The organism is Opitutia bacterium KCR 482 (assembly GCA_029269845.2).
Taxonomy (GTDB): Bacteria; Verrucomicrobiota; Verrucomicrobiia; order Opitutales; family Intestinicryptomonadaceae; genus Merdousia.
Window position 1 is genome coordinate 1,874,072 of record CP149973.1, and the last position, 21,983, is coordinate 1,896,054.

The window sequence follows — 21,983 nt, forward strand, 5'->3', positions numbered from 1 at the left end:
GCAATTAAAAAATGAGGGGCGAAAAATTTTTTGGTCGGGCGCAAAAATATACTTGTCAGGGCGGCGGCAAAAGAGTTGATTTTTCGGTATATGGAAAAGCTCGCATTGATATCCGTAAGCGATAAAACAGGCATAGTCGAATTTGCGAAAGAATTGACGCGCCATCACGGCTATAAAATTCTTTCCACGGGCGGTACGGCGAAATTGCTCGCCGAAAAGGGAATCCCCGTAACGGAAGTAAGCGATTACACCGGTTTTCCCGAAATGATGGACGGCAGGGTCAAAACCCTCCACCCCAAAATCCACGGCGGTCTCCTCTGCCTGCGCTCGTCGGAAGAGCACATGAAGCAGGCGGCGGAACACGGAATTTCCATGATAGACTTGGTCGTCGTAAACCTCTACCCCTTTGAGGCGACCGTCGCAAAGCCCGGCTGCACCATCGCCGACGCAATCGAAAATATCGACATCGGCGGGCCCTCCATGCTCCGCTCGGCGGCGAAAAACCACGCAAGCGTGACCGTCGTCTGCGACAACCGCGACTATCCCTCGGTAATCGAGGCAATGCGCAAGGGCGGCGAGGAATTGCAGAGCCTGCGCAGAAAGCTCGCCCTCAAAGTCTACCAGCGCACGAGCGCGTACGACGCCGCAATTTCGAACTACCTCAACAAAAAGTTCAACGGCGAAGACGCCCTTCCCGAAACGCTCAATGTGGGTCTGCCGCTCGTCCAGAAAATGCGCTACGGCGAAAATCCGCACCAGCAGGCGGCTCTTTACGGCGACTTCGGCAAGTTTTTCCGCCAGCTCCACGGCAAGGAACTTTCCTACAACAACATCATCGACATCAGCGCGGCGGCGACGCTCATCGCAGAGTTCGACAAGCCGACCCTCGCGATACTCAAACACACCAATCCCTGCGGCGTGGCTTCGTGCGACAACTTGGTCGACGCGTGGAATCAGGCTTTCGAAACCGACAAACAGGCTCCGTTCGGCGGCATAATCGTCGTGAACAGGAAGATGGAGGCGGACTTGGCGCAAATCATTTCGGGCATTTTCTCGGAAGTGATTATCGCCCCCGACTTCTCCGACGAGGCTCTCGAAATTCTCACAAAGAAAAAGAACCTCCGCGTGATGATTTCCACTTTCAAAAAGGCGGAAGGCCTGCAACTCAAAAGCGTCGTGGGCGGAGTTCTCGCGCAGGACGCCGACGCAATCGAAGAGCTTAAAGAAAACATGCAGGTTGTCTCCAAACGCCAGCCCACCGACGAGGAATGGCGCGCAATGCTCTTCGGCTGGAAGGTCGTAAAGCACGTCAAGAGCAATGCAATCGTCTACGCGGGCTGCGAGCGCACGCTCGGAATCGGCGCGGGGCAGATGTCGCGCGTTGACAGCTCGCAAATCGCGGTCTGGAAAGCGGAACAGGCTAAGCTTTCGCTCAAAGGCAGCGTTGTAGCTTCCGACGCGTTCTTCCCCTTCGCCGACGGTCTCGTTGCCGCCGCAAACGCGGGCGCGACCGCGGCAATACAGCCGGGCGGTTCCGTTCGCGACGCCGAAGTTATCGCCGCCGCAGACGAAAACAACATGGCGATGGTCTTTACAAAAGTCCGCCATTTCCGACACTAATATACGATGGGTTTCGATATCTTCACGCTCAAAGGCAAAACGGCGCTCGCTTTTATCGCGGCGGCGTTCGCCGTGCTGTACATTCTTGCGGCGGGCGGCTGCGACTTCGGCAAAAGCGAAGTCGTAAAGGAGACCTCCGAAACCCATTTCGTTCGCGGTCAGGACGAACTCCGCAGGGGGAACGTCAAGGAGGCGATGAGCGCGTTCCTGAAAGTCGTTGAAAAACGCAAGGACGCGCCCGAATCGCATTTTGAATTGGGGCGTATATATCTCGACAATATGAACGACCCGATTCAGGCGATTTACCATTTCAGAAAATTTCTCGAACTCAAACCGAACTCGCAGGTGTCGCCCATGGTGCGGCAGATGATTGAAACCGCGCAGAAAAAATTCGCGGCGTCCCTGCCAGAAAGCCCGTTCGAGAACAACGTGCGGCGGCTCGAATTGGAGGAGCTTCTCCAAAAAGTCCAGAAAGAGAACCTCGAACTCAAACAGCGTCTCGACGCCGCTGCAACCACGATAGAGTCGCTGAAAGCTTCGCAAAAGGTAAGCGTGGCGTCGGCGAGAGGCTCGCGCGAGGCGGCTTCGTCGGAGCGCAGACAGCAGCAGACCCAACGCGCTGGCACGGCGCAAGCCCAACAGCAGACGGTCGAGGTAAGGCGCGACACGCCGTCGACGTACACGGTAATGCCTGGTGATACGCTTTCAAACGTAAGCAGAAAAGTCTACGGAACAAAAAACAGGTGGCGCGAGATTTTCAACGCCAACCGCGACAGAATGGCGACGCCCGAATCCCTAAAACCGGGGCAGGTGTTGCGAATCCCGAGGTAGGCGCGTGAAAGCACTTCCCTAAGGGCGTTTCTAACGGGGCGTCATAGCACCAGTCTAAGGGCGTTTCACGCGCGACCCAGACCGCTTACATACGCCAAGTATGCTACGCGCCCTGTTTCGCGCGTAAAGCCGACCTTATACTGGCACTTTGACGCCCCTAAAAACGGCGCGTTATAGCACCGTTAATGCGGCGTTTCCCCGCATGCGCAGACCGCTCGCGTACAAAAGTACGCCACGCGTCCTGCGCATGCGTGAAAGCCACCGCCTGAACGGCACTCTAACGCGCCTAACAAATGAGTGCTAACGCACAAAGTTTTTTAGAATGCGTCGGGATAAAAGTTGAGTTGATTGGTAAGCAGAGAATCCAAGTTTGCGGATTTCCGTTTTTTCTTTCTCCGCGCAAAGCGCGTCTGTTTAAATTAGTTTCTTTTCAGTGTTAAGCATTTCCCGATGTTAGTAATTGCCAGTGGCAATACGGACTAAACGGGGATAGGCGCGGTTATAGCCGCGCCGCATAATCACAGAAAGGAGCGAAGCTCCGACGCCGTGCAGGCTGTAGCCTGCCGAAGTTCCGACGACCGGCGCGGCTCGCGCCCGTGCAGGCTGCCAGCCTGTTGTAATTTGGGCAGTGTGTAGGCGTTTACCCAATGGGGGCGGATAATGGTTGATTTTGCGGGTGAATTTTTTCTTGTAAGAATATTTCGGTGTAGAATGTCGGAGAGGTTTTGCATGGCGATTATTCCGACGTCCCTGTTTTTTTGCTTCATGCCCGCGAATCGGCGTTCGTCTACTTCAAGCGTTGCAAGCCCGATGTCTCTTGGAACTTTCAGCCCCGCTTCTTCGAGCCATTCTTTTATATAGGATTCAAGGCAGAGTATGGCGTCGGGCTTGTATTTTTTCAGCCAGTGGAAAAATTTTTTCTTCCGCTCTTTGTCCTTTTCGACGTAGAGAAAGGGCGGTATTCTCGATTTTTCGTCCAAGTTTATCTGCCCGCGCAAAAAGCCGCCCGTGAACCTGCCGTCTATGAGAAAGTCGATGTTGCCAGTAGTGGCAAGGCCGGGGCGTTTGTATCCGTATTCGATAATTTTAAGTGTTGAATAGTATGAAATAAGGAATTGGTCTGTAATTACGAAGTCTATTTCGGGATTTTTTGTCCGCAGTCCCGCCGAAATGAAATTGTATTTTTTTGCCAGCCGCGCGTACTGCTTTGGAAACATGTTTTTGTCGAGCAGCCCGGTCATTATCGCGCCCCTGATGTTTCTCGACTTGAAAATGGAGTCGAGCTTTTGCGGCGACATTGCGCGCGCGTCCAGATAAAATTCCTCCACGCAATAGCCGAGCCTGTCCGCCTCGCTCTTTATTCCCGATACGATTTCGGGGAAAGTCGGCTTGATTTCGAGCGTGTCGGACTTCGTGTAGAGTAGGGCAACGGTTTCCTGCTGCCAGTCCGTCTTTTTCGATTTCATCGCGCTCATCGCCGCGCTGATGAAGCCGTTTTTTTTGTATCCTAGCTTTCTCGCCGCCTCCCTTACCCGTTTTTTCGTCTCGTTCCTGATTTTGTCGGAGCCGTTCAATGCCATCGAGACCGTAAATTTCGAAACGCCCGCATATTCGGCGATGTCTTTCATTGTTGTTCGGTTTTGTGAGCTGTTCATGCTTATATTTCAGTTGTTTGCGGATATAACTGTTATATAAAAAACGCAATCGGCGGAATTGCAATAATAAATTTTTTGTTCAATATTTGAAAACATCGCGGGGGCGATTGGAAATTCAAAAGCACAAAAACAAATTCACGATGCCGAAAAAATATCTATTCACGATGCCGAAAAAATATCTATATGCCGTTTTGCTGACGCTTGCCGCCGCTGCGGCGTCCGCCAAACCGTTTATGTCGCTGCGCCACGGCAGCCCGACCGACAGGGAGATGATGGACATTATTTTGCAGTGCTCCGACAAGTCGGGCACTCCGTGGGACGAAATGTGGTTTTACATAAACCCGTTTCTGAAAACGGCGAACATCGTCGAAAAATGCAATATGATAAACGCCTACCGCGACGAATGCCAAAAGCGCGGAATAGATTTTTCGTTTCAGGTTATCGCGCTCGGGCACCCGTCGGGCGGCGGCGCGGCGGGCAGCGCAATTAGCGGAATGCTCTCCGACGCCGAATACGGCGAGACCCTCGCTTCGACCGGCGAAATCAATTTCGAAAAGGGCGACTTGATTATAGACGAAAACGGCAACTGCCAGTACCGCCTTTGCCCGAATTCGGAGCGCGCGCGGCAGTTCAACCGCGGGCGCACAAAATTGTTCGTAGAACAGCTGCGCCCGAAGTCGTATTGGGTTGACGACGACCTCCGCTTTTCGGGCGGCGACTCGGAGCTGTTTACCTGCTTTTGCGAGACTTGCCTTAAAAAGTTTTCCGAATTTGCGGGGCAAAAATATACGCGGGAGGAAATCGTCGGGCGCATTTCAAAGTCGGTCGGCACGTGGGAGCCGCTTAGGGAGAAGTGGGTGGAATTTTGCGGAAAGTCGCTTGGAGAATTTTGCCGCGAGGCGTACCGCAAGCCCGTCGACGAGCTTATGCCCGAATGTTTCCTCGGCTTTCAGAATATCCATTCGCGCTACAAGCACAACGGGCTTACGAGCGGGGGGATTTTGAAAGGGCTCGCAGGCTCGAAAAGCGTCGGAATCCGACCGGGGGCGGGGTACTACGAAGAGGGGAATTCGCGGCTTTTGGTCTCCAAAATATTCGACGTCGCGCGCGAGGCCGAGGACTGCCGCAAAATGAAGTTCGTATCGCGCATAACGTACGAGGCGGAGAACTATCCGCGCATATCCATTCTCAAATCTCCCGAAGCGATGATGGCGGAATGCGCCCTCGCGCTTGCGGCTGGTTGCGACTCCCTTTCGCTCTACTGGTATTTCGGAAAGAATTTCGATTCTATTGAAAGCTACGAGCAGTTTGCGCAGACATGCGCGGAGTGGAAACCGTATCTGAAAAAAGTCGCCAAGGCGTCGAAAAATACGCGTCTTGGCGGAATCGCGAGGCCGCTTGGCGCGCACGCGGTGGCGTCGCCGAAACTATCGCCGAGCGACGTATTCCCCGCCGACTGGTGGACGGAGGACTCCATGTACAACATGATGCTCACGGGTTTTCCCGTGTGCCCCGAAAACGCCAAGCCCGACATTGTGTTCCTTACGGGCAGGGCGGTCGAAACTTTCGACGATTCGGAGCTTGAAGCTCTGTTGAAGAAAAACCTCATAATAAACCACGACGCCCTTGCGCCGCTTGCCAAGCGCGGGATAAATCTGGGCGTGAGGGCGCTGCCGAAAGCCGGCGGAACGGAGTTTGTGGACGGAAGAACCTACTGGTTTTTCGGCGGCGTCCCGCTCGAAGTCGAGTCTGCCGACGCGGAAATTCTTGCGGGCTTCCAGTCGGGCGGGAAGATGCGCGCGGGCCTGTGCGTTGTGAAAACGCCGCAGGGGGCGTCCGCGCTTGTCGTGGGCGGCTACGGGTTTGCGAGAAATCCGACGCATTTCAAGCGCAAGGCAATGCTCGACGGCATAGACAAAATCGCGCCGCTTTCGGTGCGGCTCGACACCACATGGCGCGCCGCGGTTTATCCTCGCGTAGACAAAAAGGGCAGGGTGTGCGCGGCGACGATTATGAACCTTTCGGAGGGCAAGTCGCTTCCGCTGAAACTGCGGATTCGCAATCCAAAATCGCGGACGCCCAAATGGGAAACCCCGCGCGGCGCGTTCGAACCGGAATGCGAGTACAACGCCGATTCACGCGAGCTTAAAATAACCGTCCCGCCTCTCGAAGCGTGGAAAGTCGGGACTTTAATTTTCTAAACTGCGGGATTTTTTTAGGGAAGAAATTGCAACATCAACAAACCATATAAAACATGAATAATATACTGAAAATATCATTGTGCTTGCTGTCGGCTACCGCCGCCGCAAACGCCGACGAATTTGTCGGCAAGCCGGAAAGCGTAGGCAGGACTTGGCTCTCAAACCTAAACAACACAAAGGAAGCCGTTTTGGTTTCCACGCCTTCCGAGACTACGGGAGCTTTTTATGCGGGAAACGGGCAAACCATGAAAAAAATGACGGTTGTCGACAGGTCGTCGGGCAGCGACGAAGTCGGCGACGCCAACATCGCGTTCGATTTCACGTTGGACGCAAATTCCGTCGACGCCGCGCAAGTACTCTCGGTAAAGAACTTGACTCTCAAATCTTCGAATGCAGTCGTAACAAACACGGCGTCTTCGTCCGTGCTTGTGTCTCTCGACATCAACAAGCTTGTTCTCGACGGCGAAAATTGGGGGAGCGGCGGCTACCAGACTCAGAAGCTTACCTTCAAAAACGTCAATGCAAAAGTGAACACCGCCGACACCACGCAAATCGGAATTACCGCTGGCACGTCTTCCTCTATTACGATTGATTCTGGCGCGAATGTCGAGTGGAATGGCAATATCCATGCGGGAAAGCGGAATACCGAGTTCGTGTCAAACTCAGGTTTGTTCGTCAACGGCACGCTTTCCATGAACGGCAGCATTGCCGTCTACGGATACGCGTCGGTCGGCGAGGGCGGAGTGTTGAACATGAACGGAAACAATTTGTCGATTACGGGCACTGTCGACATTTGGGGAACTGTAAACTTCGGCTCGCCGAAAAATTCCGACAGCAGAATCTACAATTACGGCGCGCTTAACATCAACAGTGCAAATCCCGCGTCGCAGCTCGTTTTTTACAATATAGATTCGCAGTACGGCGGCTCGGTGAATCAGGCGGTAGCAACGGGCGCGAATACCGGCATAAGGATCAAGGGGGTAGCCCAAATCTACAACGGCTCGAATTGGACGGTTAACGAAAAGCTGGAGCTTCAAGGCAGCGACGCCTCGAACATCGCGCAACTGAACCTTCGCGAAAACGGCGCGGCGGTAAGGTTTGTCGTTGGCGACGGGCAGACTGCGCGCTTTGCTCTTTTGGGAAATTCGCGCGCAACAATAAATGCGGTAGACTCTATTTCGACGAAAGACGGCGGCGCGGTCAAGCTTCTCGTTGAAGGCGACAACAACAGTCTGGTTTTGGGGCGGCGCAGTCGTTCTCCGAAATGGAATTGAACGGAAATCTCGAACTAACCCTTTCCGCCGGCGCGCAACTCTTCCTCACGGGCGAAACCGCGCCGACGCTTTCCATAGCCGACGGGAAATTGTTTACCATATATAATTTTATGGAAGAAACCATTTATGTCGGCGAAAATTTTGACTACGCCGTTCTCCTCAAAATAAAGGCATACAATTCGTCGATGGAGCTTTTGCAAATCGGCGTAAAGGACGGTTTTCTGACTTCGTCGATACCCGAACCCGCCGAATGGGCGGCGGTTTTCGGGGCGTTCGCGCTCGGCTTTGCCGCGTACCGCAGACGCAGGCAGTAGGCAATTTCAGCCGCGACGGCAAGCGGGTCTGCCGCTTGCCGTCTTGTTTTCAATGCCTTGCTTTGTGTGATGTATAAATATTTTATAAAAACCGCTATTTTAGCCGTCGCGGGAGTTTCGGCGGCATTTGCTTCGACGTCCGACGCGGCGGACATTTCAAAACTCGACAAAAATTTCGTTTCGGAAAAAGTCGAAGGTCTTGACGTTGTCTATCGCAACGCGCTCGAATCCCCGTTTGTCTTGGAGGGCTTCCCGTGGCGTTCGAAAGACGCGTCGGGCGGCGCTTTGTACAGGCTGCCGCGCGCGCTTGCGGCGGGAGACGTCGGAAGCGGAGTCTTGGAGCTTGCAAAGCACACGGCGGGGGGCGTCGTGCGCTTCCGCACCGATTCGCGGCATATCGTGCTTCGCGCCGAAATACAAAGGCTCAATCCCAACCTCGGGCACATGCCCGCCGCCGGCTCGTCGGGCTTCGACGTTTTCCGCAACCGCACTGTCCACATCAAAACAATCAACCCCGCAAATTGGGAAAGCAGGATTCCGTCGTCTCTCGTAGCCGTTGTGTGCAAGTCTGCCCCAGCCGAAATGTGCGACTACACAATTTACCTGCCGCTTTACAACGGACTGCGCTCGCTCGAAATAGGGCTTGTCCCGAACGCGAAAATCGAAACGCCTACTCCGCACAAAATCGGGAAACCCATTCTCTTCTACGGTTCGTCGATAACGCAGGGCGGGTGCGCTTCCAGAACTTCAAACGCATACGCCGCAATGCTCTGCCGCGAACTCGACGCTCCCATGATAAACCTCGGATTTTCGGGGAACGCAAAGGGCGAACCGAAAATCGCCGAGCTTATCGCCTCCCTCGACCTTTCCGCGTTCGTCTACGATTACGACTACAACGCCCCCAGCGTCGGACATCTGAAAAACACCCATGAACCGTTCTTCAAACTAATCAGAAAAGCCCGCCCGAACCTGCCTATTGTCATACTCGGCAGAATCACAAACGCCGAACCCGAACGCGAAAAAATTGTGCGGAAGACCTATGAGAACGCGCTGGAATCGGGCGACAAAAAAGTTTGGTATGTGGACGGCCAAAAACTTTTAAGCGGCGCGGACATTTCCTACCTTACCGTTGACAACTGCCACCCTAACGACTTGGGCTTCTTTCTTATGTTTAAAAACAGCCTGCCCGTTTTGAAACGCGCGCTGAACGCGCGGTAGACGCCCGCCCGCGGCGGCGCGGCATTGAGCAACCTCTGCCGGTTCGGGCGCATTGCGGTCTATTTGAGAAAGTCGGCGGTTGCGTCTACAATTTTTTCCCCGATGTGTTTCGCGTTTTCGGGCGTTGCTTTTCATTTGCCCGAAATGTTTGTGTAGGGAATTTCGAGCGACGCCACAAACCCGACCGACGGCAGCCTTTTCGCCCAAAACTTGAAGTTTGCGTGGTCTTTCAGCCTGTTCCGCATAGTGCCGTATTTTACGATGTCGTCAGGGTTCAGCTGCGGGCGGTCGGGGCTTTTAGCAAGCTCGTTCGAGAGCGACGCCATGAATTTTTCGAGATTTCTGTTCGCCTTTTCGGATTGCGGCGCGGTGAAAAACAGCCTGTCGTTTATGTCTTTCGGGTTGCGCTTCGAAATGTACGGGCAGTGTATGTCGAGCGCGTAGCGTAGCTTGCCGCGCCCCATTCGGGCAGCGTCTGCTTTATCGCGCGGACGTGTTCCCTGCGTAGTGTCGGAAACGCGATAAAATTCAGTAATGGAGTGGCATAGATTAGAGGCAAATTTTACGTATCTGCTCTTTCAATGTAGTGTAATTGAACGCAGGCAAATAAAAACGCGGGGTCATACTAAAATGATTCCGCGCTTTTTTTCAAAATGGGGTGGTATTTTGTGCTCAAATTCCAAAATTCTCTATCTTATGTAATTTTTTTATATGTAATCTGATCCTCTTTATTTAACATCCGTGATGTAGAAAATGTAGAAATTATGAGATGTATTTGAATCAAGCGATAAAAGAAATTGTTTTTGCCATGAGAGTTTGGCGACCACGTAAATATAACACAATTCAGAGTAGTTCGTGATAAAGTTTATTTGTATGGTAGTGCAAACAGAGTCAAAACTCAAGAACCCAATTGATAAATCAACATCCTAGTTCAGATTACTAAATATTGGAAATGGATTTCTGATCGTGCGATATGGATTATTCGACCTTTCTTGCAGTTATACATGCAAAAACATTTTATATTATATTGATTTTCTAGGTTGAAAAGTCACACAACGCTGACGCGCCAATTAGTTGTTATTTTGTTATGATTTTCTAATGATTGTTATTGGCATATTGGACAAAAGTGTTTCATTTTCATGAGATAATGTTGGGATGTATATTGCTAAATTGTTTTTGGCTCGACTAATTGCAACATAATAGACTCTTTGTTCATCTTTGTTTTCATCCAAATTTGGTGCAGTCAAAAATTTTATATCTTTTTCCTCCCCCAAAACAACCATAACGTTTTTGAACTCATCGCCTTTTGCTCTATGAATTGTTTTATCTCGTATCATCGATATATCAGGAGGCATTATGCACAACGCAAACTCTGAATAAGTATGATTTGAATAAAATGTTTTAGCCGCGCCATTTCGAAGACCTGTAACACTTATCCCCAAATCATTTTTCAAGTATAAGATAAAATAATCTAAACTTTGAGTCTTATATGTGGGATAATCTTTAATGAGTTTGCGTATTAGCTCAATTTGTATGCGAGAATCATCGGCTATCTTTTTTATGGATTTCAACGAATCGTTAATTGCACACATCAAGCCATATTCTATTGCACAAACGCAATTATGTAATATCTGTACGCGATTCCAGTTGCTATCAGGAATCGAATTAAGTAGATTTTCATTCTTCGGTATTTCTCCTAACTGTTTTCTCAGTGCATTGGATGTAAGTTTTGCATAAGATAATGTTATGATGTCGCCATTACAACGTTTCTTGAATTCATTGTAACACAAAACAACATCACCAATATATAGAATTGGCTTGTCTGAATGGTGCCTGTCTATGGAATATTGTTTCAAATCGGGACGGATAATATTCAAAAGAGAAATTATTTCTTCACTACACCGCCTATTCCCTTTGATCTCATACAGTTGCATTCCCACAAGTGAAAATTTATCAAACAAATTTGGATCTGTCCCTGCAAACCCGTAGATTGCTTGTGCTTTATCGCCAATAACTCCAATAACAGAATGGGATGCAGATGCTATCTTATTTAATATTTCAACTTGGATTGGGGTAGAGTCTTGAAATTCATCTACGAATATATATGGATACTTTACACTAATGATATGTACAATAAATGGATAATTTTCCATCAATCTGTATGCAAAATACAAAACGTCATCATAGTGCATAACGCCATGTTCCCAAGTATATTTCTTATATTCATCGTAAAATGATTGGGATATTGTATAGTCTGAAAGTTTTATAGGATATTGGGGTTTGAATTTTAAGTTTCCATCTACAAATTTCCAAGAGGAGGAGAATAATGCTTTTTTTAATGCATTATCATCTTTATAGAATTTTTTGTTGATTCTTTCCTTTATTTTATACAGTGTACCTCCGTCTGTCATCATTGTGTCGTCAACGACCTTGAGCTTTTCTATTGCGAAGCCCTCTGCCTCTGCAATGAAATGGAAATATGGCTTGATTATATTATCATACAGGAAACTATGAATTGTACAGACATCAACTCTTTCTGCGCAATCCGGTAAGCGATGACGTATGGTTTCTACACCGACATTGGTATAGGTGATACAGGCTATTTTCTTAATCTTGCCAAGACGTTTAGACTTTGCCAGCACATTTTTTATATGTTGGATTAACCAATAAGTTTTTCCTGCACCAGGTCCCGCTTTTACCAAAAAATTTTGTTCTGTATCTATCAGTGTATCTGATTTTATTGCTGAAACAGCCATGTCATTGCTTCTTTAATATAATTAGGTATGTTGAATATCTTACGTTCTTTCTCCTGTTTTTCCAAGTTTTCTTTCAATACAATTGACAAATCCAATGCGTTTTCTCCTTTCCCGACAGAGTTAAGATAACGTGATGCCAATAATGCTTTCTTTTTATCGGAATCAGCCCAAGTGCAACATTTCAAAGATTCTTTGATTCGTTCGTTTTCTTTTGATTCTCGTAAAAAATCCATACATGCTGGATAGTCTTCTTTTTGAATTTTTTTTAATTCGCTTATATTTGATAATCCTTCAACAAACAATAAATCTGATGTAGAGTTGAACAACATCAAATCGTATTCCAACGTCTTTCCTTTGTCTACATCCTGACTATATACCCTGATATTGGGATGATTACGATATTTATCAATCAATTCACTTGAATGTTCTTTGTACTCATAACCATCTTTTCCTTTTTCAAAGGGGTAGCAGCATTCAAAGGGTTCATTATTTTTTGCTCTCCATGCAGGATCTCTGTCTGTAAGACATACAACTTTTTTTGATATAGCCAAAGGATTACGGATTGTATCAAATAGTTTCAAGAAATGCGAGAAATAGCGACCGCCGCAGCTTATTATTGCAACATGACTGTCCTCAATATTTTTCCCCATATAATTCACAAAGACTGGAATTAACAACTCTTCTGCTTTCCCTTCGACAAGGCATACTCTATCTGCAAATAACATATCTGATTTTATCGCATCCATAAATCTCTGGACATATTGTTTTGAGATTTTATCATTGTAATTGCTTTCGAATAATTTACCCGGATAAGCAATAGAAACTTGCTTGGTTATGTCATTATAAAGACAAATCAATTCATCCAATGAGACCGCAGACGTTATTTCTGTGGAATGTGTAGTAACAAACAGTTGCCGTACTTTCTTTTCTTTTATTTGTTCATCCTTTAGATATTTTAGAAATTTGTATTGGAGTGACAAATGCAGGTGTGCTTCTGGTTCTTCGATAGCCAGTACAGAAAATACTTTTGCGTTCTGCCTGTAATATCCTTCATCTGTATTGGCTTGCATCTTTGCTAAAAGTAACGACATATAAATAAGATTGTTGTATCCCAATCCATTATGGGTGGCGGCAATATCTATTCCCGTCCTATGTCTTATTATCAATTGGAGAACTGCCAAGAAATCGGATTCGGAAAGTGTTCCACTGAAATCAGGTTCCGCGCCCTGAAAATCAGATGCACCAGTTTGTTTTGCGTAATCAAGGATTTTATTTTTTCCGTGTGTTAATCGCTCTTTAACTTTATCAAGAGATACTTGAATGTTGTCTGTGAATTCAGAATGTCTATTGCTTATTTCTGTATTTTGGGTTTCTCTTGATTTTATCTTGTCACACTTTATTTCGTAATCCATAAAGAAGTTTAAGACTTCACGAAGCAGCGGAGACCGTCCGGAAAATAAATCTCGTTCGACATCGCGTATTGGACCAAGAAATTCAAAATCTATTTTGTCAACAGTTTCCCCGTCTAATCTTGCTTGATTGGATGGGTTTCCTGCCCACATACGGGCTATATATTTTCGAAGATACTCATCTCTTATAATATCCCAAATATTGGCAGAAGTACTCATTCCCGATACTACATTTTTATATTCTGCTTCATCTTCTTGGGGTAAGTAATACTCGTATGTAATTTGAGCTTCGTATGGATGTAACAAGTTGATCAGACAAGGAGCTACCATTACTAAATCTTCAGAATCAGCATCTTCTCCTTGGCTTTCCTTAAAATAAACTTCTATGCGAACCTTTGGAGCAGCAGATTTTAAGTCGTCAATACTACAATTTCTACAAAAATCATACAAAGTGAGTCTTTTGGCGGTATCAGTATTTAGCACCAAGTCTAAGGCACGTAATAAGTTGCTTTTCCCTGCATTATTAGGACCAATGATAACGTTTATTCCATCGTGGAACTCTATTACCTTATCTTTGAAATTTCTGTACCCCTTAATATGAATCTTTGATATATACATTTTTATCCTAAGTATTTTTTGTCGTCGATGCACAAACCTTATTCTAATTTTCGTATACCTTCACAAACTATAAAGCAATCACAAAATTCATAGAATTCTTTAATATGGCTTACAATGCTTTTGTTGTTTTTGCGACTTTTTAACTCCTTAGTCCGAGTTTATTCAATTTACAAAGTTTCTCATTTTTTACTTTGTTGCTACAAACTCTCTCTTTAAGCGTTGGATTCCTTTTGTCCATATTCGTTTTAGCCGTTTTTGTTTTAAACATATCAAATATAATATTTTTAGTTTTTCATCTAATCGCCGAATTTTATAACAGCAATTTGCCAAACTATAAAATAAAAACTTGCCAAACACCACAATGCAATGTAGCTTTTTGGCATAATAGAAACGGAAAGGGCTTTTATGAAGAGGTATAGAAATCGAATTGCAGACGGGATTCTCGGCAAGAAATTAAGGGCGAAGGGTGCCGTATTGATTGAAGGCGCAAAATGGTGCGGAAAGACAACCACTGCAAGTCAAATTGCAAAAAGTATACTTTATATGCAGGATCCCGCACGAAGAAGCCAATATCTCGAATTGTCCGAAATCGACCCCGCACGTTTGTTGTCGGGCGAAACTCCGCGCCTGATAGACGAGTGGCAACTTGCTCCGAAATTGTGGGATGCCATACGTTTCGAAGTCGACAAGCGCGACGAATTCGGACAGTTCATTTTGACGGGTTCCGCCGTTCCACCCGAAACATCGGAAATATCCCACTCCGGAATCGGAAGAATCACGAAGATGCTTATGCGTCCAATGAGCCTCTATGAATCGGGAGATTCAAGCGGGCAAGTTTCGCTTTCGGGGTTGTTTGCGGGGAATGAAGATATCTGCGGCGAATCGACAATGAATATAGACAAGCTTTCGTTTTTGATATGTCGCGGAGGTTGGCCGAAAGCCATTGACGAAGAAGAAGATGTCGCCCTCCAACAGGCAATCGACTACTTCGACGCGATTGTCGATGCCGATATTTCAAGAGTGGACAATGTGGAGCGCAACAAGGAACGGACAAAAAGAATCCTCCGTTCGTACGCGCGTTCCGTAGGCACGCAGGCAAAAATATCCTCCATAGCTGCGGATATTTCCGCGAACGAAGCGGTTTCCATTTCGGATATGACAATAACTTCGTACATAAATGCGTTGAAAAAGATATTTGTTCTGGAGGATTCCTCCTCTTGGAATCCGAACTTGCGTTCGAAAACGGCGATACGTACATCCGATACCAGATATTTTACCGACCCGTCCGTTTGTACCGCCGCTTTGGAATTGGGGCCGAACGATCTTGTAAACGACCTAAATACGATGGGCTTCCTGTTCGAAAATATGTGCATACGCGATTTGCGTATCTACGCGGAGGCGCTTGACGGGAACGTTTACCACTACCGCGACAAAAGCGGATTGGAATGCGATGCCGTTGTCCATTTAAGGAACGGCGTTTACGGACTGGTAGAAATTAAACTAGGCGGCGATCGCTTGATTTCCGAGGGAGTCGAAACGTTGAAAAAACTTTCCTCAAACATTGATACGACAAAGATGAAAGCTCCGGCATTTAAAATGGTTCTTATCGGTGTCGGAGAAATGGCCTACAGGCGAAGCGACGGAATTTACATTGTTCCCTTATCCTGCTTAAAACACTAAGCATGGGGATTTATGCCGATTTTTCAGTAACAGTCGAACTCGCGATTGTTTGCGGCGAATTGTTGGTTTTCATATGATATTGTAAAAAATGGATACCGTGTCGAAGAAGAAACGCTCGGAAATGATGTTCAAGATCCGTTCGAAGGGAAACAAAAGTACGGAACTTAGGCTTGTTGCGTTGTTTCGGGAATACGGAATCACCGGATGGCGCCGCAACTCCAAGTTGGTGGGGCATCCTGATTTCGTCTTCCCGAAATACAGGGTTGCCGTATTCGTGGACGGATGTTTTTGGCACGGATGTCGGATTTGCAACAAAAGCCATTTACCGAAAACCCACAAGACGTTTTGGCGCAATAAAATCGAAGCAAATGTAAAGCGCGACAGAAAAGTCACGCGCGAACTCGGAATTTTGGGGTACAAGGTAGTCCGCATACGGGAGTGTTCGCTTAAAAAATCGCCCAAAGCCCAAATAGGACGTATATTGAAAAGACTCGGATGAAACTCGTACCCGCTCGGGTTACGGCAATATTTCCGTCCGTTTGAATAGCATTTGAAATCAGGGTATTGGCTATTTCGAAATTTCGAGCGTTTTCAGCGTATCAAAAATGCGTCTTGCCACGGCTCTTACAACGGGGACTGCTACGGAATTTCCGAACTGCTTGTAGGTCTGCGTGTCGGATACGGGAATTATGAAGGTCTCGGGAAATCCCTGAAGTCTGGCGCATTCCCTCGGGGTCAACTTTCTCGGATTTTTCGATTTGCCCTGATCGACGAGAATTTCGCTTCCGTCCTTATAGTTTTGCAGTATTCCGAAGTCTGTAATTCTCCGAATTGCATAATCTGCCGTGTATAGTAACGGGAATCGGAGGCAGGGAATTGGAGATATCAATCCCGAGTATGCGTATTTTAATATTATAGTAGACGATGCTCTTCGTGAAAATCCGACTGAAAGAGTAAAAATTGCAACAAAATTTAACGAACGATTGAAATGTTTCAAAATATTGGCAATTTTGGTTGATATTGCCGATATTTTGCAAAAGATAGGCAATAAATAAAAAAAATGCCGATATTTTGAATTATTATTTTAGATGACGAAGGAAATCGCATCACAAATTCTTGAATATGCCAAAAACAATAATAATTTTTGTATTGATGCCTTGTTGCCTCATCTCAAATGTAAATCCGACATAAGAAAATCGACAATTTCTTGGATTTTATATCGATTAGTTAGAAGTGGAAAGCTTGCTAGGGTTGCTCGGGGTATTTACACGTTGCAAAACAAACAGATTTTTATTCCTCAAATAAGTGATGTTGTAAAATCTTTGTATGCGAAGATTGAGGTTAGGTTTCCCTTTAGTAAGTTTTGTTTCTATGATGGGAATTGTATCGCTTCCCTACAACATCACCTTGCCTCAAATCAACTCACATATATTGAAGTAGAGCGCGATTCTATTGAGACTGTCTTTAATTTCTTAAAAACAGAGGAGTATAATGTTTTTTTGAAACCAGATAAAGATTTCTTTTATCGATACATCGATATGAATAAAACGGCTGTTATTGTGAAAACATTGATTTCAGAAGCTCCGATTCAAGAAATTTCAGGAATTGCTACAACTACAATAGAAAAATTATTAGTGGATATTCAAAAGGATTCAGATTTCTTTTATTTGCAAGGATATGAAACTATGAATATGATAAAGAATGCTTTTAGTTTATATTCTATAAACGTAGATAAAATGCTTCGTTATGCTTCAAGAAGAGGACTTCGCTTAGAAATGCTTAGCATCTTAAAAGAATTGGATATACAATGATTCAGAAGAAATGTTTTTCAAAAGAATGGATTGATGAAATTTCAACCAAATTAGGTTATGGAGACAAGCCCTAATTGAAAAATCAATTCGTGCATTGTCTTTGTTGGAAATGTTGGTAAGTTCGGGTTGTCCTTTTATATTTAAAGGTGGTACAGCCTTGATGTTAACATTAAATTCAGCAACGCATAGATTGTCTATCGATATTGATATTATTTGCCCACCTGGAACAAATATAGAAGATTTCTTGAAAAATTCATCTAAATATGGATTTTCGAGATTAGAATTTGTTGAAAGAAAGCAACGAGAAGGCGTTGATATCCCTAAAACACATTCAAAATTCTTTTACCAACTCGCCTACAATAGTGGAAATAATACTGAAAGCTATATCTTGTTAGATGTTTTATATGAAGATTCGCATTACTCTGAAATAAAAGAAATTCCAATTGAAATGCCTTTTCTGCTTTTAGATGGGGCGGCATTGAAGGTTAAAACTCCATCGGCATCAGACATTCTTGGCGATAAATTGACTGCATTTGCCCCCAATACGACAGGAATTCCATATTTAAAAAAAGGGAAGTCTCGCTCAATGGAAATAATAAAGCAATTGTATGACGTAGGTCGCTTGTTTGATGTAATTACTGATGCAAAAATTACAAGCAATGCCTTTAAAAAAATTGCAAAAATAGAACTATCGTATAGAAAATCACCTAGCAAAATAGCCCAAGTAATCAGTGATATTAGGAATACTGCAATATGTATATCTACACGAGGGAAAGAAGGGATTGGTGATTTTAATTCATTACAAGATGGGATTAAAAGAATAGGTGCATTTATGTACAAACAGCACTATTTTATTGAAGATGCCATTGCGGATTCTGCAAAAGCTGCATATCTTGCTACTTTAATCGAAAAAAATGTATTTACTATAGAAAAATATTCTAATGATCCAAAAACTGTCGCTAGTCTGAATATAGAAGATTCCCTTCCAAGCAAACTCAATAAATTAAAGAAAAGTTCTTTTGAAGCATATTTTTATTGGGCCAAGGTAAGTAAACTTTTAAAACAATGATATTGTACGAATATATATCTCCAGAAAGGACAGGTTTCTTTTCTAACAACTCTCCAAATACGCTTAAGAGTAAAGACTCAAAGAATTAAATGATGAAGCATATCTGAGTGGATTTTTCCCAAATTTTGAATTAGTAGCTATATCCATCTGAATTAAATGACCCTTTTGAGTGTATGGTTAATGTTCAAGTTAACAAAGGGAAATATTTTGATTCGTTGTTAAAAGATCCAACTTCTTCAATTGAATATATATCAAAATCTTTTGGTGAAATAATTCTCAACTGATTGAAATTCATAATAGAGCTGTTTACAAATCGAATAATAAACTTTTAGCGATTATTTCTTTTTCTAAAAACTATGCAAATATATTAATGCGGTTTCATTATTGTAAAAGTCATAAGGGAATTGCATTGGAGTTTGGTATTGACGACAATTCTACGGATTATTCTTTGCAAGAAATTATTTATACAAAAAAACCTCAAAATAGAAAATTAGAAGACTTTAAAGATAGCTTATTCCCTAGGAGTTGCTTTATTCAAAGAGTGACATATGGTCTTACGAAGAAGAAGTACGGATGTTACAAATGCGACCAAAGAATTTATCTCCAAAGAAATTATTTAAATATAGTTTTGATCCCAACTTCTTGAAATCTATAAAGTTCGGGATAATGAAAGATGAATGTCTCAGGAAAAGGATTGTAACTTATTGCAAAACAAGTTGTTCTCATGTAGCATGTTACCAGATGGGAATATCGGATTCAGAATATGTGCTTAAAGAACATAGCGTATAGTCTGAAAATTTGACATCCCCTTCATTATTTCAGAATTCCGTTTCCGACAAAAGAACAATCTGACAGATTTAACATTTTCAAATAGCCAAACATTTTTATAATAAGTTTTGTATCTTTGACTTCGGTTTTGGCAATTTAAACAAAACTGCTGTTCTGTTAGGGGAATTAGTTTTTATTTTTTAATATGATAGATTGGTTGGATGTTCTCAATTCTTTCTTCTCTATTTCCCCTGTATGTCTTTTTATGATATAGTCTATACTACGGGGTTAATTTGAGGATGATTGTATATTCTTTTCAATAGATTTACAACCTGGTGACAATTATGTGTTGTCATATCTTCATAATTTTTCTGGCATAAATATGTTTATAACAAAGAACGGTAGGGCTTGTATATAAAAATTTTAGTCCGTCGGTATCTTAAAACACTCGAATATGTTGTCGTCAGGATAGTTGTGTTCCGAATTCCGCAATTTGGCTTGGAATAATTCCCCGATTTGGCAAGGATTTTGTTTTTTGAGGGGGAGGGGGCATTTGCCTGGGCTACCTATTGGAAAATGTCGTCTTGGGGATTTGATTTGGGGAAGTTTGATGAAATGATATTTAAGCTCGTCTTTGGTGCGTCATGTAAAAGCTAAATTATGAGGAGTTGTTAATTCGATTATTCTCTATGCTATGTGTCGGATCTCAAACGTAGAGTATATGTGAGGGTTGTTGCTGTAATTTAATATACATCTGATATAACGACAATTTTGCTTCCTAGTTTCTGGGGTATTTTTTGCTGTAATGTGTTATTCGTTTCTTATATAGATTCCCCAATTTGGTATATAATTTCCTGCTCCACTTAAAATGGTAAAGTTTTCATATTTAATCTCGTTGAAAAAATTCTTCCATCGGCAGATGTTTGCAAAATCCGTTATCTCGCCTAAAACGACATGCACCTTGTTTGATCTGAAAAAGCTCTCTATATCGCTTGTGTCAGGATATATAGGATTTAGAAATACAAAGTCTTTCGACTTCGCATTAAAGATATTTTTAATATTAATTTCGCCGGAAGCGATAATGGTTTTATAGCAAATTGCCGGATTTGGCGATTCTCCGATTGATATTGCTAAGCTGTCATTCGTGTTTATGGCATCAATAAGCTCGATCCCGTACTTTCTTCCAAAAACTTTTTCATCTGGAGTGCAAATGAAAATATGGTAATCGTTCCCTTTCCCAATCTTAATCCCATCGTTATCAAATCTTAATCGCGTATCTCTTTGCAGTGAATATGAAAGTATAAATAATCCAAGGGAAGAAAAGACGAATGACGCAAACATTATTATATAAAATTCTACATGTAAGAATCTAAGCTTATTTATCCATATTGAAATTGCGAAGAGGAGTAGCGGAAATATCCATAGCAACCAGAAGGTTGCGACGTTGCTAAATATTGAATTTGCGAAAAATGCCAACCAAAGCGAAAACGTAACTGCGCAAAGAATACTCTTCTTGTATGAAAACGTAATGCAAAATACAAAACACCAAAATAAGATGTATAATAATTTTATTGCAACCCCATGGCGATTTAAAAATTCGAGGTGGGAATTTACCAATGTATTATATTCTTCATTTTCATACATACGTTGATACCATCTCATATAAATCTTTGCTGGCGTATCCGGGGGGTGAATGCCACTTGGCGCGTCTGTCAGCATTTTTAATCCTGCCGTATATAGGTCGTAGCGTACATTGGCTGAGGAACTTTCGAGGCGGAACATGCTGTCTATACGATTCGTAAAGTTTACTGAATTTGAATAGATTGCTCCAGTTAGTATTGCTATGCAACTGGCTGTAACTTTTAATGTTGAAAATTTTATTGGCGCAATGATTAGGAAAGTTGCAATGGCAATGGTAATGGATATCAACGACCCACGTGAATATGTTTGGATCAAGAAATAGCCCAAAATACAATTAGATAAAAGTACAATCCAAAAAGAAAATTTGTTTCTTATCGAACATATCGCCCACGAAACAACCATGAGCAAAACAATGAATGCCGCAGTTTTGCTTATGCTGCCGGCTCCCAATCCGAACCAATCAAGCCTGTTGAGCGTTGCAGATGAAAGCATTCTGCCGGCCGACAATGGTTCAATGATATAACCGTAATAATTCATCTGATAATTACTTCACAATTAGGTAAACATTGGTTGTATATTCGAGGTTGGTTTCATTTTGTAGAAAAAATAATTTCAAAACATGCTTGCCTCTAGGACAATGAGTTAAAGGTGTGATTTCTATCGAATCGGCTGTAGATATGCGATTTTTAACATCAAACAATTTGCTTCCTAAGTCAATTTTTGAAAGTTTGTAATTTTTTGATGTTTTTATTGAAAGTTCTTTTGTAGACGATTCTCCGAAATTCCAGATTAACACCTTTGGATATATGTTTGCTGGTGCTTCTATCACAAGATGCAAACTCAACTCGTATTTTGAATTTTTCTTTTCATCGGTAGTAAGAATAAAACTCTTTTCCTGCGCACCTTTTCTCTCTCCGATTGTAAATATACCGTTAATCTTGCCGTTTTCATTTGGTTGGTATTGCTTTTTATCTGAATGTAATTTCGTACAATCGCACGAAGAGGCAATATCGAGAATTTTAATAGCTGAGGTCGAGTTATTTGAGAAACAAAAAGTGAATGGATATTCTTTGGCTTCACTTCTTATTTTGTCATTTATTTCCATGTTATCAAAGACC

At 43.9% G+C, this 21,983-nt stretch carries 15 protein-coding genes and 2 pseudogenes; 10 read left to right on the top strand and 7 right to left on the bottom strand.

The window, feature by feature from the left end; translation table 11 throughout:
• Positions 1-90: 90 nt before the first annotated feature.
• The gene (gene purH, locus P3B99_007995) at positions 91-1,620 is read left to right on the top strand and encodes a bifunctional phosphoribosylaminoimidazolecarboxamide formyltransferase/IMP cyclohydrolase (protein ID WYJ07141.1); all 1,530 of its coding nucleotides are present in this window, start codon (positions 91-93) and stop codon (positions 1,618-1,620) included.
• Positions 1,621-1,626: 6 nt separating this feature from the next.
• Complete coding sequence (locus P3B99_008000; protein ID WYJ07142.1) at positions 1,627-2,451, top strand: LysM peptidoglycan-binding domain-containing protein; 825 nt, start codon at positions 1,627-1,629, stop codon at positions 2,449-2,451.
• 518 nt (positions 2,452-2,969) lie between these two features.
• Here the strand turns inward: P3B99_008000 and P3B99_008005 are convergent.
• Entirely contained in the window at positions 2,970-4,079 is a 1,110-nt protein-coding gene (locus tag P3B99_008005; GenBank protein WYJ07143.1) for a LacI family DNA-binding transcriptional regulator, read from the bottom strand.
• Positions 4,080-4,246: 167 nt separating this feature from the next.
• Here P3B99_008005 and P3B99_008010 point away from each other — a divergent pair, with 167 nt between their 5' ends.
• The 4 genes from P3B99_008010 (at position 4,247) to P3B99_008025 (ending at position 9,113) form a co-directional block, all read left to right on the top strand.
• Positions 4,247-6,307: a hypothetical protein gene (locus P3B99_008010; protein WYJ07144.1), complete on the top strand. Its 2,061-nt coding sequence runs from the start codon at positions 4,247-4,249 to the stop codon at positions 6,305-6,307.
• 53 nt (positions 6,308-6,360) lie between these two features.
• Entirely contained in the window at positions 6,361-7,581 is a 1,221-nt protein-coding gene (locus tag P3B99_008015) for a hypothetical protein (protein WYJ07145.1), read from the top strand.
• On the top strand, positions 7,572-7,895 hold the full coding sequence (locus P3B99_008020) for a PEP-CTERM sorting domain-containing protein (protein ID WYJ07146.1): 324 nt from the start codon (positions 7,572-7,574) through the stop codon (positions 7,893-7,895). Before P3B99_008015 ends, P3B99_008020 begins: the two co-directional genes overlap by 10 nt.
• A gap of 69 nt (positions 7,896-7,964) precedes the next feature.
• Positions 7,965-9,113, top strand: a complete 1,149-nt coding sequence (locus tag P3B99_008025) for an SGNH/GDSL hydrolase family protein (protein ID WYJ07147.1) — start codon at positions 7,965-7,967, stop codon at positions 9,111-9,113.
• A gap of 131 nt (positions 9,114-9,244) precedes the next feature.
• Here the strand turns inward: P3B99_008025 and P3B99_008030 are convergent, their stop codons facing one another.
• The 3 genes from P3B99_008030 to P3B99_008040 all read right to left on the bottom strand — a co-directional run bounded on the left by P3B99_008030 (position 9,245) and on the right by P3B99_008040 (position 13,896).
• Entirely contained in the window at positions 9,245-9,577 is a 333-nt protein-coding gene (locus P3B99_008030; protein WYJ07148.1) for a hypothetical protein, read from the bottom strand.
• Positions 9,578-10,198: 621 nt separating this feature from the next.
• Positions 10,199-11,869: an ATP-dependent helicase gene (locus tag P3B99_008035; GenBank protein ID WYJ07149.1), complete on the bottom strand. Its 1,671-nt coding sequence runs from the start codon at positions 11,867-11,869 to the stop codon at positions 10,199-10,201.
• Complete coding sequence (locus P3B99_008040; GenBank protein ID WYJ07150.1) at positions 11,851-13,896, bottom strand: AAA family ATPase; 2,046 nt, start codon at positions 13,894-13,896, stop codon at positions 11,851-11,853. Before P3B99_008040 ends, P3B99_008035 begins: the two co-directional genes overlap by 19 nt.
• Before the next feature lie 405 nt (positions 13,897-14,301).
• Between P3B99_008040 and P3B99_008045 the strand changes: the two genes are divergently transcribed.
• Both P3B99_008045 and P3B99_008050 read left to right on the top strand, forming a co-directional pair.
• Positions 14,302-15,576, top strand: a complete 1,275-nt coding sequence (locus P3B99_008045; protein WYJ07151.1) for a DUF4143 domain-containing protein — start codon at positions 14,302-14,304, stop codon at positions 15,574-15,576.
• A gap of 88 nt (positions 15,577-15,664) precedes the next feature.
• A complete protein-coding gene (locus P3B99_008050) occupies positions 15,665-16,075 on the top strand; it encodes a very short patch repair endonuclease (protein ID WYJ07152.1) in 411 nt (136 codons plus the stop codon).
• Positions 16,076-16,144: 69 nt separating this feature from the next.
• Here the strand turns inward: P3B99_008050 and P3B99_008055 are convergent.
• Positions 16,145-16,372, bottom strand: a pseudogene (locus P3B99_008055) (DNA cytosine methyltransferase).
• 292 nt (positions 16,373-16,664) lie between these two features.
• Between P3B99_008055 and P3B99_008060 the strand changes: the two are divergent.
• Together P3B99_008060 and P3B99_008065 are read left to right on the top strand one after the other, a co-directional pair.
• Positions 16,665-17,387: a type IV toxin-antitoxin system AbiEi family antitoxin domain-containing protein gene (locus P3B99_008060; protein ID WYJ07153.1), complete on the top strand. Its 723-nt coding sequence runs from the start codon at positions 16,665-16,667 to the stop codon at positions 17,385-17,387.
• Positions 17,384-18,456 (top strand): annotated as a pseudogene (locus P3B99_008065) (nucleotidyl transferase AbiEii/AbiGii toxin family protein). The gene P3B99_008060 and the pseudogene P3B99_008065 overlap by 4 nt, the downstream one beginning before the upstream one ends.
• Positions 18,457-20,034: 1,578 nt before the next feature.
• On the opposite strand, the gene P3B99_008070 reads toward P3B99_008065, so the two are convergent.
• Together P3B99_008070 and P3B99_008075 are read right to left on the bottom strand one after the other, a co-directional pair.
• Entirely contained in the window at positions 20,035-21,402 is a 1,368-nt protein-coding gene (locus tag P3B99_008070; GenBank protein ID WYJ07154.1) for an O-antigen ligase family protein, read from the bottom strand.
• Positions 21,403-21,409: 7 nt separating this feature from the next.
• The gene (locus P3B99_008075) at positions 21,410-21,970 is read right to left on the bottom strand and encodes a DUF1573 domain-containing protein (protein ID WYJ07155.1); all 561 of its coding nucleotides are present in this window, start codon (positions 21,968-21,970) and stop codon (positions 21,410-21,412) included.
• Positions 21,971-21,983: the final 13 nt, after the last annotated feature.

Coding starts and splice junctions, on each gene's coding strand:
- purH (WYJ07141.1), top strand. CDS start 91: ATGGAAAAGCTCGCATTGATATCCGTAAGCGATAAAACAGGCATAGTC.
- P3B99_008000 (WYJ07142.1), top strand. CDS start 1,627: ATGGGTTTCGATATCTTCACGCTCAAAGGCAAAACGGCGCTCGCTTTT.
- P3B99_008005 (WYJ07143.1), bottom strand. CDS start 4,079: ATGAAAGACATCGCCGAATATGCGGGCGTTTCGAAATTTACGGTCTCG.
- P3B99_008010 (WYJ07144.1), top strand. CDS start 4,247: ATGCCGAAAAAATATCTATTCACGATGCCGAAAAAATATCTATATGCC.
- P3B99_008015 (WYJ07145.1), top strand. CDS start 6,361: ATGAATAATATACTGAAAATATCATTGTGCTTGCTGTCGGCTACCGCC.
- P3B99_008020 (WYJ07146.1), top strand. CDS start 7,572: ATGGAATTGAACGGAAATCTCGAACTAACCCTTTCCGCCGGCGCGCAA.
- P3B99_008025 (WYJ07147.1), top strand. CDS start 7,965: ATGTATAAATATTTTATAAAAACCGCTATTTTAGCCGTCGCGGGAGTT.
- P3B99_008030 (WYJ07148.1), bottom strand. CDS start 9,577: ATGGGGCGCGGCAAGCTACGCTACGCGCTCGACATACACTGCCCGTAC.
- P3B99_008035 (WYJ07149.1), bottom strand. CDS start 11,869: ATGGCTGTTTCAGCAATAAAATCAGATACACTGATAGATACAGAACAA.
- P3B99_008040 (WYJ07150.1), bottom strand. CDS start 13,896: ATGTATATATCAAAGATTCATATTAAGGGGTACAGAAATTTCAAAGAT.
- P3B99_008045 (WYJ07151.1), top strand. CDS start 14,302: ATGAAGAGGTATAGAAATCGAATTGCAGACGGGATTCTCGGCAAGAAA.
- P3B99_008050 (WYJ07152.1), top strand. CDS start 15,665: ATGGATACCGTGTCGAAGAAGAAACGCTCGGAAATGATGTTCAAGATC.
- P3B99_008060 (WYJ07153.1), top strand. CDS start 16,665: ATGACGAAGGAAATCGCATCACAAATTCTTGAATATGCCAAAAACAAT.
- P3B99_008070 (WYJ07154.1), bottom strand. CDS start 21,402: ATGAATTATTACGGTTATATCATTGAACCATTGTCGGCCGGCAGAATG.
- P3B99_008075 (WYJ07155.1), bottom strand. CDS start 21,970: ATGGAAATAAATGACAAAATAAGAAGTGAAGCCAAAGAATATCCATTC.